This is a genomic window from Streptacidiphilus monticola (assembly GCF_042658505.1).
GTDB classification, from domain to species: Bacteria; Actinomycetota; Actinomycetes; order Streptomycetales; family Streptomycetaceae; genus Streptacidiphilus; species Streptacidiphilus monticola.
Window position 1 is genome coordinate 1 of record NZ_JBHSQJ010000011.1, and the last position, 11,708, is coordinate 11,708.

The 11,708-nt window shown below is 73.9% G+C and carries 7 protein-coding genes and 1 pseudogene; 7 read left to right on the forward strand and 1 reads right to left on the reverse strand.

Annotated features, from left to right (window positions below; all coding sequences use genetic code 11):
- On the reverse strand, window positions 1-2,100 hold a 2,100-nt coding region (locus ACFP3V_RS03985), incomplete at its 3' end, for an ATP/GTP-binding protein (protein WP_380579733.1).
- A 520-nt stretch (window positions 2,101-2,620) separates the two neighbouring features.
- Between ACFP3V_RS03985 and ACFP3V_RS03990 the strand changes: the two genes are divergently transcribed.
- The 7 genes and pseudogenes from ACFP3V_RS03990 to ACFP3V_RS04020 all read left to right on the forward strand — a co-directional run.
- Complete coding sequence (locus tag ACFP3V_RS03990) at window positions 2,621-3,106, forward strand: DUF4265 domain-containing protein (RefSeq protein WP_380579745.1); 486 nt, start codon at window positions 2,621-2,623, stop codon at window positions 3,104-3,106.
- A gap of 1,754 nt (window positions 3,107-4,860) precedes the next feature.
- On the forward strand, window positions 4,861-5,247 hold the full coding sequence (locus ACFP3V_RS03995) for a hypothetical protein (RefSeq protein WP_380579735.1): 387 nt from the start codon (window positions 4,861-4,863) through the stop codon (window positions 5,245-5,247).
- A 29-nt stretch (window positions 5,248-5,276) separates the two neighbouring features.
- A complete protein-coding gene (locus ACFP3V_RS04000; RefSeq protein WP_380579737.1) occupies window positions 5,277-5,630 on the forward strand; it encodes a hypothetical protein in 354 nt (117 codons plus the stop codon).
- Window positions 5,623-6,282 (forward strand): hypothetical protein, encoded by a 660-nt coding sequence (locus ACFP3V_RS04005; protein ID WP_380579739.1) that lies wholly within the window; start codon window positions 5,623-5,625, stop codon window positions 6,280-6,282. Before ACFP3V_RS04000 ends, ACFP3V_RS04005 begins: the two co-directional genes overlap by 8 nt.
- A 76-nt stretch (window positions 6,283-6,358) precedes the next feature.
- A complete protein-coding gene (locus ACFP3V_RS04010; protein ID WP_380579741.1) occupies window positions 6,359-9,046 on the forward strand; it encodes an ATP-binding protein in 2,688 nt (895 codons plus the stop codon).
- A complete protein-coding gene (locus ACFP3V_RS04015) occupies window positions 9,043-11,418 on the forward strand; it encodes a hypothetical protein (RefSeq protein ID WP_380579743.1) in 2,376 nt (791 codons plus the stop codon). Before ACFP3V_RS04010 ends, ACFP3V_RS04015 begins: the two co-directional genes overlap by 4 nt.
- A pseudogene (locus tag ACFP3V_RS04020) lies at window positions 11,415-11,708 on the forward strand (hypothetical protein); the annotation flags it as partial. The gene ACFP3V_RS04015 and the pseudogene ACFP3V_RS04020, both read left to right, overlap by 4 nt.

An 11,708-nucleotide genomic window follows, 5' to 3' on the forward strand; every position in this document is an offset into this window, starting at 1 on the left:
GGCGCTGGCTCCCGCGGTGTCGAGGGAGATGAGTTCGTCCAGCCACAGGTGGAACGGGCGGCGCTTCTTGGCGGGGAGGTCGGTGCGGGACAGGCCGGCGCGGAACAGGTCGCGCAGCAGGAGGTTGACCAGGAGGCGTTCGGTGGGGCCGGTGCCGGCCAGGCACACCCACACGATGCGGCGCCGGTCCATCGCGGTGCGGGCGTTCCAGCGGCCGGTCGGCGCCCCGAGGAAGGCGCGGGTGACGGGGTTGGCGGCGAGGCGGTCGAGGGGGTTGAGGACGGTGGCGAAGGCGTCGTCGCCGTAGGCGGTGAAGCTGCTGGTCCACCACGCCCGCGCGGGGTCGGGGAGGCGTTCCAGCACGGCGTCGCGGAAGGCGGGGTCGGTGAGCAGGGGGCGGATCTGGAACACGGTGGCCTGCGCCTGCGCCTGGCCGGCGGCAACCGCCTGCCGGTTGGCCTCGACCAGGGCTTCGGTGGCCTTGGTCAGGATGGTCAGGGCCCGGGGGTGGGACTGGTCGTCCCAGCCGAGCACCGCGGCGAAGCCGTCGACGACCGCCCGCACCGCCTCGTCCGGCTTCTGGCCGCCGTCCAGGCCCAGGGGATTCCATGACGGCACCCTTGCCTGGTCGTCGGCGCCGGTCAGGTCGATGCGCCAGACCCGGTCGCGCAGGTCCTCGTGGGCGAGGTAGGGGGCGGCCTGGGTCCAGGAGTCGCCGTGGGGGTCGAGGAAGAACACGCCCTGCCCCGCGGCGGCGACGGCGATCGCCTGCACGAGGGCCCTGGTGGTCTTGCCGTAGAACGACTTGCCCACGCTGATGGAGAACAGCGTCTCCTCCAGCGGGGAGGCGATCAGCCGGGACGCACCGTCCGGGCCTCGGTGCCAGCCGTGGGGCATCAGCGGCTCACCCAGCGCGTACTCGGGGACGGTGCCCGGAGTGATCGGCACCCGGCAGTGGACCGTCGCGGGCTTGAGCAGCCCGCCGATCTCGGCGATGTTCAGCCAGGAGTCGCCGCGCGGCGCGAACACGCCGCCGGCCCAGCGCCGGTCGAAGCTTGCGCGGCGCAGCGGGTGGTTGGCGCTCCAGTGGAAGGGTCCGAGGCGGGCGCCGTCGACGCGCAGCCGGGAGCGGCTGGCGTAGATGTCCAGGGCGGCGGTCAGCAGTTTGAGGGTGGTCTGGGCGCGGCCTTCGACGTCGGAGGCGCAGCGGACCAGGAGTTGGATGCGGACCAGGCCGACGTCGTCGGCCAGGCGGCCCCAGGTGGTGGCGGCGTCCACGGGCTGCGGTTTGACGGTCATGGCCGTCCGCCGCGGGGCCGGACTGTTCCCCTGGAGGAGGCGGGCCAGCTGGAGGGTGAGGGAGTCCTCGACGGCGTCGGCGTCCGCGAGCGCGCGGCGGGTGGCCTTCCTGGCCTCGGCCTGGGCCCGGGCGCGGGCGGTGGCGGCCAGGTGCCAGCGCTTGAGGCGCAGGCGCCAGTTCGGGACCGGCTGGATGTCCAGGATGACTTCGGCCAGGTCGCCCAGGTCGGCGCGGACCGCGGCGACCGCATCCACGATCGGCTGCAGCGGGTCGGGGTTCAGCGGCACCTGGCGCAGCGGGGAGGCGGGATCGCCGGCGAGGTGGAACTCGGCGCGCAGCACGTGCGCGCGGGGCCGGTCCGCCTTGGGCTTGACCTTGTCGACGGTGACCTGGTCGTAGGGGGTGCGCGCCAGCAGGGTTTTCGCGGTGCGGTGGCCCTCGACCTGGTAGACGAGCGGGGCCGGTGCGGTGCCGTCGGCGCGCAGCCGCACCCGCAGGGACTTCGCTCGGGCCGGCGCCCACCACGGTCCCGAGCGCGCCGCCCGCAGGACCAGGGCGGTGGTGCGCCAGATGTCCTCCGCGGTGGGGTCGAACCGGCGCGAGGGGGTCAGGGTGTAGCGGACCCGGTCGCCCAGGACGATGCGGGTCAGGCGTTCCCGCAGCAGGAGGCAACCGGCCAGCAGCACGCCGAGGACGATCGTGGCGAGCAGGCTGTGGGTGCGGCACCACCCGGCCATGTGCCACAGGGCCAGGACGGCGGAGGCCGCGGCCCGCAGGAGGGCGGGGGTCCGGGTGCTCACCGCTCCCCCAACCCGGGTCGGGGCGCGGTGTTCTGAGGAGCCATCACGAGGGTCTCCGGTTTTGTCTCGACGACGGGGGCGTCGAGAAGGAGACCGGGATGACCTCACCGATTTCCTCACCAGGACCACCCGGTAGGCGTCACAGGCCGATAACAACCGGGCTGGGGAGGTCACTTGCCGAACCTCACCAAGGCCCGCCTCACCGGCCACCCATGCAGCGGCCCTGCGGGAGCTTCCCGGGACGTTGTTGCAGGTCACAGAGTCTGGTGAGGTCGACGGTCGGCCCTGGTGAGGTCGAGGTGGACCTGGTGGGATCGCCGGATGCCCGGTACGGCGTAAGGCGGGCGGCGGGTGCGGGTCTGGCAGTTCTGGCTCAGTGACGCTCGGCCGCGTCTCATCGACTGTGGATCGTGTCACTTGCCCGTCTGAGCGAAGGGGGGCGGTCTGACGATCGACCTCCACGGCGCCTTGATCGCCCACCTCGACCCCGGTGCACGATGCCGTGAGCGGCCCGACCATGATGGGCGCCGTGGAAGAGACGGTCGAGAAGGTGAAGGTCTGGTTCCGGTTCGTCCCCCGCGAAGGCTGGTTCCCTCAGGACGTCGAGGGCCTGTGGGCGACAAGGCTCGGTGCCGACACGGCCGTGATCGAGAACGTGCCGTTCCTGCAGGACGGGGTCGCCGAGGGCGACGTCGTGCAGTTCCGGACCGACGCAGACGGGTTGCACTGGGCTGTCGGCCGTGTCAGCTCAGCCGGCAACTGCACGGTTCGGGTCGTGCCCATCCCCACGGGGCCCCTGGGCCGCAGCCCTCAGGCGGTGCACCAACGCCTGGCCGTCTTCCACCTCGGCGGTGAGGTCATGAGTCCGGAGTTCCCCATGGTGGCCGTCAACGTGCCGGCAGGCGCCGACTTCGCCGGGATCAAGGCGATCCTGAACCAAGGGGAGGACGAGGGCTGGTGGCACTACGAGATCGGCTGTGGCACTGAGGAGTGGTGGAACGCCTGACCGCAGCCACCGCTTGCCCCGCTGAGGTGGGTCAGGCGACAGATGCGGGGCCCTCTTCGCGGCGGGACACCGGATTGGCAGTGGCGGTCGGTACCGCCTGGCCGCCTCGGCGAGGTCCTCCGCCGCCCTGCCCGCCCGCTCTCCGACAGCTCTGCTCGCGCGGGCGCCGCCGGCTGGGTGCGCACGCGTGCGCACCGGCGCAGATGCGCGCGCGGCAGCATGTGCACACGCCTGCCCTTGCGCAGTCCGCTGTGCACGGGCGTGCAGCGCGTCCGGGGCCGGAGCGTGCATGTGCGCAGCGCATCGTGCGCGCGCACTGTGCAGCGCGCGCACGATGTGCACGAGGAGCGCGGCCGGCCACAGCAGTGCGCACAGCACTGCGGTGGCGGTGGTGCGCGCACGCCCTTGGGGCGATGTCGTGTGCGCGGGGAGGGCAAGCGGATCCAGGACGGTCCAGGCGAGGCCGGCGGTCAGGTAGCAGACGGCCGGGCCGGTCCACGACGGCACGTGCCAGGCGAGTTCGGGCAGCATCGGTGGCTTCCTCCCACAACGGTGTTGCGGACAGGAGAGCGCGCCGACCTCGCCACCCCGCTCACCAAAAGAGCCTCGAACGGCCACGAGCCGATAACAGTGGGCCTCACCAGGCCGTCCACCCCGACCTCACCAAGGGCGCCCTTACCTCACCGGGGACCTCACCACCGGTGGCGGGCCGACCTCACCACACCCCCGACGTGCCGCCGCCGGACCTCACCACCCCCCGGTGACCTGCGGGAACAACGCGCGGCCCGTACCTCACCAAGCTGCGAACGGTCGCGAACTGCAGGCCCTCCACCGCATGCTGACGGGAGGCGAGGTCTGCCGTAGTGAGGTCGCCGGTGAGGTAAGGGCACCCTTGGTGAGATCGACCTCACCACCCGGTCGTTATCTCTTCGTGACCCCAACCGGGTGGTTCTGGTAAGGAAAGTGGTGAGGTCCGCCGGGTCTCCTCAGGGGCAGTCGATCCCGACTCCCCACGAGGAGAGCGCCCATGAGGCACCGTCAGAACCCGCCGCCCGGCGACACCGTCCGCGACGCTGAAGCCGCCGTGGCGCACAGCGCGCAGCGGCTGGAGCGTGTGCACCGCCGCGGACGCGCCGGTCGCGTGGGCGTGTGGGTTGCGCTCGCGTGCGGGCCGCTCGCGCTGTTCGCGTCCTGCGCGGCCCAGAGTGCGCAGCCCGTGCGCGCGCACACCGCACAGCCTCCTGTGCGCGCGAGTGCGGCTGCGCAGGATCCGGCCGGGTATGCGCAGTTGATCGTCGGGCTGTGGCTGCGCGCCGCGGGTGCGGACTCCTCCAGTGCGCAGGTGGGCGCCCTGCACGCGCTCGCTCCCGCGCTCACGCCCCCGAGCGGGCAGGTGCCGGTGCGGGTGGAGCAGGTGGCCGCCGTGCGGTCCGTCGCGGTGGGAGCGGGGTCGTGGGCGGTGACCGTGGCCGCCGACCTCACCCCTGCCGGCGGCCTCGCGGGCAGTGACGCGGGCCAGGCGGGCGCCCAGGTGCGGTACTTCCAGCTCCCGGTCCAGCTGACCGGGGCCGGGCCGGGCTCGTCCGGGACGCTCACGGTGGCCGGGTCCCCGGCGGAGGTCGGCGCCCCCACCAGCACCGCCCCGGCCTCCAGCCCGTACACGGCGGGTGTGGTCCCCGCATCGCCGCTGGCGCAGANCGGAGGTCGGCGCCCCCACCAGCACCGCCCCGGCCTCCAGCCCGTACACGGCGGGTGTGGTCCCCGCATCGCCGCTGGCGCAGACGGTGGCCGCGTTCGCCCAGGCGCTCCTCGCCGGCTCCGGCGACCTGACCCCGCTGCTGTCCCCCGGCGCGCACCTGGACCCGATCACCGCACCCCCCTACGCGCAGGTGCAGGTGGTCCAGGTGACCGCGGACCGGGCCGGGCTGGACGGGCATGTGCCTGCCGACGGCACCACGGCCCGCGTCCTGGTGCAGCTGACCGCCACCGACCACGCCGGCACCGCCTGGCCCTACACCTACGCGCTGACCCTGCGTACCCGGGCCGGCCGGTGGGAGGTCGCCGCCGTCGACCCCACCCCACAGCAAGCCGCCCAGCCCGCTGGCCGCCCCGCGGCCTCCCCCGCGCCGTCCGGCTCCTGACCCGCCATCAGACCTTCCCGGAGATCCTCTTGAGCACCACCCTCCCCCTCACCCAGCAGCCCGTGGTCCTCGCGGGGTCCCTGCAGAACCTCGGTGACCACTTCATCGGCATGCTCGCCGGATGGGCGCAGCCCGCCCTGTACGCGCTCGGCGCGGTGATCGTGGTCGTCACGATGATCCGCCGGTTCTCGCTGAAGGCGGGGATCGGCGCGGTCCTGGCCCTGGCGCTGATCATCGGGATCTACAAGTCCCGCGACTCCCTCGGCGCGATGTTCAGCAACGAGATCCAGTCCGCGGCCAACGGCGCCGCCACCGCCCCGGCGCTGGTGCACACCGGCCCCGCCCCCAGCCAGACCGGGCCAGGGGCGTGGCCGGGTGAGTGAGCAGCAGGAGCCGCGTGCCGGGCGGCGGGTGGGCCGCTCCTACACCCGCGCCCGCCGCCATCCGTGGGTGCTGGGGAAGATCGGCGAGTTCACCCTGCCGCTGGGTCCCTACACCCCTGCGCAGTTGGCCATCGCCGGGGTGGGGACGTTCGCGCTCATCAAGACGTACGGGTGGTGGGCGCCGCTGGGCCCCCTGCCGCTGATCGGGCTCGGGGCGCTGGTGTGGGCGGCCCGCAGCGCCAAGGTCGGCGGCCGCACCCCGCAGGCCGCACTCCTGGGCCTGCTGGCCGCGGCCCTGCAGCCGCCCGCCGGACGCATCAACAACGCCACGGCACGCGACCGCCGGCCCACCGACATCGTGGGCGGCTTCCACCTCACCACCACTGGCGACGCCGCGGCTGCGCAGCACCCGGCGCACCCGCGCACCCCGGCCGCGCACGCTGCGCGTACGGCTGCGCGGGATCCGGCGCGCCTGCGCAACCGGGCCGCACAGGGTGCGCGCGCGGCCGCGCATGGGGTGCGCGCAGGCCACGCCGGTGCACCACCCGCTGCCCGCACCCCACCTGCGGCACCGACGGCCCGGCCCGGGCCGGGCGAAGCCCTGACACCGCTGCAGCGGCTCCTGGCCGAGAAGGCCGGCAGCGGCAGCTGACACTCCACCCCCTCCCCCGGCGTTCGCTCTCCCCCTATCTCCCCGGTCTGTTCTTCGTCTGTTCTGGAGGTGCCCGATGCGGGTTCCACTGCGCCATGTCGTCGACAACCTGACCTTCACCGTGCACGGCACCGTATGGGCCATCTACCGGATCACCCCCGCGGCGGGCGTGCCCTACGCACCCGCGCGGGTGCGGGACGAGCTGCTGGCCAGGCTGACCACGACGGTGCGTCAGCTCGCCGGTACGCCGCGGTGGTTCGGCCTGTGCGCGCAGATCGACGGCGGTGAGGTCGTCGCACGGATGGTCGACGGTGTCGACCTGGACCGGCGGCCCGCCTGGGCCGAGGTCGCGGACGCGTCGCTGGACCTGCTGGACGGGGTGGAGATGTACCGGCGCACCCACTGGCTCGCCGTCCCGCTCTCCCCACCCTCGGGGAAGGCCGAACTGCAGGCCGCGGTGACCGCGGGGTGGTCGGACATCGCCGACCGATTGGGGATGAAGCCCGCGCCGGTGACCGGCGCCGATGTAGAGGCATATCGGCGGCACGCCGACCAGGTGCAGGCGCAGCTGGCCGGGGGGCTGCGGCTGCGCCCGGCCACCCCGGCCGAGATCGTGTGGATGGTCCAGCACGCACTCCAGCGGGGGGTGGAGGAGCCGCTGCTGTCCCTGGCCGAGCAGTCCGATACCGGTGCCGGTCGCCTGCTGGGCGGACAGCTGCGCTCTCCCTCCTACCGGGGTCTGGGGCAGGTGCGGCTCGCCGAAGGCGGCCACCACACCACCGACGCCCTCCAAGAGCGTGAACCGGGCCCCCGTACGGCCGGGGCCAGCGCGGGCCGGCGGGGGGTGTGGTGGAAGCGGCCGGGCGGCGTCTCGCCGCTGCGGCGGCAGTGGATCGAGGTGGAGACCGAGCACGGCACCGCCTACCAGGCCCACCTGGTCGTCGCAGAACAGCCCGCGGCGGTGGTGTGGCCGCAGTCGGCCTGGCTCGCCCAGCTGGACCAGTTCCCGTTCGGGGTGGACTTCGTCGTCGACCTGCACATCGTCCCCGCGGAGAAAGCCAAACCCCAGGTGCGCCGCAAGAAACGCGAGTTGGTCGACCAGGCCGACCAGTACGGCGCGGAGACCTCGGGCCTGCCCGACACCCTCCACGAGGCCGCCTCGGATCTGGGCGAGCTCGGGGTGCGGCTGGGGCGGACCGCGAGTGAGGTCGAGGTCCAGTCGGTCACCGCCCTCACGGTGTGGGGGGCGACCCCGGCCGAGTGCGAGGAGCGGGCCCGCACCCTGCAAGGCGCGCTGTCGGGGGGTGACTACCAGCTGGTGCGGCCGGTCGGCGGCCAGGAGGCGCTGCTGGCCCTGGGGCTGCCCGGGATGCCGGCGGCGCCGTCGCTGCGGGAGTTCCGCCAGTACCAGCTCTCGGAGGACTGGGCGATGTCCGGTGCCGGCGCCAGCGTGGAGGTCGGTGACGGACAGGGCGCGCTGCTGGGGGTGAGCCTGGATGCCGGGACGGTGCTGCCGGTGCTGCTGGACCTGCCCGGCGCCCCCGGCCGGGACGTGAGCGCGTCGATGGGCGTGGTCGGGGAACTGGGCTCCGGGAAGAGCGTGCTGCTCAAATCGCTGGCGTCGGGGGTGGTGGACCGCGGCGGGCAGGTCATCGTGGTCGACCGCACCCCGATGCGGGAATGGGCCCACTTCGCGGCCGCCGCCACCGGTGGGCGGGCGCAGATCGTGGACGCCGCGGCCGCCACCATCAGCCTGGATCCGCTGCGGCTGTTCGATCCCGTGGACGGCGCGCGCTGGGCCATGTCCTACCTGACCCTGCAGCTGGGGGTGGGGCCGATGAGCCCGGCCGGGGCGATGCTGTCCCACGTCGTCCACCAGGTCGCCGCCTCCCCTTCCCCGAGCATGCGCACGGTCCTGACCATGTTGGAGGCGTGGGCCGACGACGCCGCGCAGCCGCGGCGGGCGCAGGACGCCGCCCAGCTCGCGCAGATGCTCCGCGTCGTCGCCGACGACCGCTACGGGCGGCTGGTGTTCGACCCGACGCTGCCGGTGCTGCCGTGGCGGGACCTGGACGGCGACATGGTCGTCATCACCACCACCGGACTCAAACTCCCCTCCAGCGAGGCGCTGCGCCGCCCGGAGCTGCTGGCGCAGCAGCCGCTGGAGGCGTTGATCGGCCGCGCGGTCCTCTACCTGGTCGCGGCGGTGGCACGGCAGTTGGCGTTCACCGACCGCTCGCGGTTCGGGCTGGTGGTGCTGGACGAGTGCTACTGGCTCACCAGCAGCAGTGAGGGCAACGACCTGGTGCACGAGATCGTCCACGACGGCCGCAAACACGCCGCCGGCGTCCTCCTCGGCACCCATGACGAGCAGGAACTCGGCGACTCCACCACCCGCGGCCTGCTCGGCTACCGCATGGTGATGCGCACCAGCGACAAGACCCTGGCCGCCCGCGCCCTGACCTTCCTCGGCCTGGACGGCACCGACGAGGACCTGCAGCGCGCCCTCACCACCCTCTCCCCCGTCGGGGACAAGGACCGCGCCGGCGAGGGCATGCTGCGCGACGCCCACGGCCGCATCGGCCGCGTCCGCGTCCTGGTGCCACCCGTCGAACGGATCCGGGAAGCAGTGTTCACCACCCCCACCGCCGCATCCGGCCCCACGTCCAGCCCGGGCCCGGTTCCGGCGGACGCGCGGCAGGACCACGGGAGGCTGGTCGGGGCGGCGACGTCGCCGCTGCAGCTGACCGGAGGCTCCCGATGAAGGGACTGCTGTGGGCGCCCCGGCCGGGAATCGCGTCGCGCGACACAGTCCGCCGCGCCGCGACGCTGACCGGCACCCTGGCAGTGTTCGTGCTGACGACCGCTCAGGTCGCCTGCGCTGCCACCGCATCCAGCAGCACCGGCAGCAGGGCCGGTGGCGGTGGTGGGGCGGGGATTCTGGGCCCGTTCAACGTCACCTCCTCCGAAGGCGTGCCGCTCGACCACTACGACCTGGTCTCCAACTCCGGCGGCCTCACCGACTTCCAGCAAGAAGCCCAGTCCTACCTGATGTCGATGCTGTGGGCGCTCTCCCGCACCCTGGTCGGCCTGGAATGCTGGCTCATCCACTGGGCCTACTCCTTCCCGCTGGTCACCGCGGTCAGCACCCAGGCGCAGCAGCTCGCCGACGGCTACCGCACCTACGTCGTGGACGCGTTGGGGTTGCCGGGGCTGTTGCTGGCGTGGGCGGTGGTGGTGGGCGGGATCATGCTGCTGCGCGGCCGCGCCGGCCGGGCGCTGGGCGAACTGCTGCTGACGTTCGTGATCGCGGGGGTGGCGGCCAGCGCCCTGGTCCGCCCGGACGTGATCCTGGGGCCGGGCGGGCTGCTGGACCAGACGAAGCAGGCCAGCACCGAGGTCGCCGCCATCACCGCCAACCACGGCACCCCACCCTCTACCGTGGCGGCCGCGGATGCGGGGCAGGTGTCCGCGCCGATCCAGCACACCCTCACCGACGTGTTCGTGGTGCAGACGTGGCAGCTCCTCGAGTTCGGCCACCCCCTCACTCCCAAGGACCCCGACTGGACCGCCTACCGGCAGGCCGTCACCCTCGGACCCCCCTACAGCCAAGACTCGGAGAGCCAGACCGACGACTGCGCCGGGCTCACCGGTACCGGGCTGGACCTGTGCCGCGCCCAGGCCACCGCCAGTGGGGACGGGAAACCCGAGGACAACCTCGCCCACCTGTTCGCCAAAGACCAGGCCACCGCCGCCTACCTCAAAACCCCCTCCTGGGACCGGGTGCTCGGGGCGCTGCTGGTGCTGGTCGCCGTCGCCGTCGTCGGCCTGCTCATCGCGGCGATGTGCCTCGTCCTGTTCGCGGCGCAGTTCGCCGACGCCGCCCTCGCCGCCTGCTCCTATCCGGTGCTGGTGTGGGCGCAACTGCCCGGTCCCAACCGCGGGGTGCTGTGGCGGTGGTGCGGATCGTTCGTGGCCTCCGCGCTGGCCATGGCCGCGTCCACCGTGTTCATCCCGCTGTTCGGCGCCGCCGTGACCGCGTTCCTGCAAGGCTCCACCGACGGCCTGGTGGCGAAGCTGGTCCTGATCGACCTCCTCGCCGTCGCCGCCCTCGGCTTCCACCGCCGGCTCCTCACCCTGGCCTCCTCGGCCGGGAGCCGGATGGCGAACCGGTTGCGGTGGGCCAGGATCGGCGGCACCGGCACCGGCGACGACGCCACCCGCACCGGACAGGTCATCGCCACCGCCCTGGGGATGAGCACCCCCGCCGGCTACAACAGCGGCTACCAGGGCCTGGGGCTGGGCGGCATCGCAGCCTTCGGCCTGGCCGGCCCGGGCGGCGGTGGGGAGGCCAGCGGCCCGCAGGCGCATCTGCTGCGCCGCGCCCGCCTCCTCGCGCACGCGCGGGCGGTGGGCGACGTGCCCGGCGCGGTCCTGCATCCGGGCCGACTCGCCGGGGACGCGGTCCGGCACGGCCGCCACGCCCTCGCCCCCGCCACCCTCGTCCTGCGCGGCGCCGAACACGCCTGGAAGGGCAAGCCCCTGTCCCCCGCGGAGTGGGAGCGGCGCACCATCAAACCCGGGATGGGGGGCCGGCTTCCGGTCGGGTCGCGGCTGCACAACCGGCTCCTGCACACCCGCGGCGGCCGCACCCTCCTCGCGTCGAGTCGCCTCGCGTGGGGCGCCACCCTCGGGGCGCCCGCGACGTGGACCCGCACCCGCCGCCGCGCCCAAGGCCTGCGCCGCGAGGTCCGCGGCCAAGCCCAGCACTACCGCCTCGAGGCCGCCAACTACTGGCACACCGAGTGGAAACCCGGCGCGCGTGACCTCACTGCCCCGGTCCGGGTCACGGGGAAAGCCGCCGCGGCGGGCGCGGCCCGGGCGAAGATCGCCGCCGACGTCCACCTCGCCCCCGCCGTAGAGAAGGCCGAGAGCGCGGTCCGCGACGCCGCCGTCGCGGCCACCCTCGCCACCACCCCCAGTCAGAGCACCGGCGGCCCGGTGGTGCGCACGCCCCGCACGGCCGGTGCTCCGGCGACCCCGCGGGACCTGGCCCGCGACCGGATCCTGCACACCCTCTACGAGGCGCAGCGCAAGGCCCGTGGCCAGGACAGCGGTTCGGGGAGCGCGGGGTGAAGAAGCTGCTGATCCTCGGCGCCTGCTTGGTGCTGGGGATGATGACACTGGTGCTGCCCCTGGGCCTGGCCTCCGGCAGCGCCGCCACCACCAACACCGCCGATCCCACCACGCTGCAACTGGCGGGCATCCCGCCGGTGCTCGGGGCCGCCTACCAGCGGGCCGTGGACCAGGTGCCGTCGCTGCGGCCGGGCTGCCGAGGCATGCGGTGGCAGATCCTCGCCGCCCTCGCCCAAGTCGAATCCACCCAGGCCGCAGGCCACCACATCGCCCCGGACGGGCAGATCACC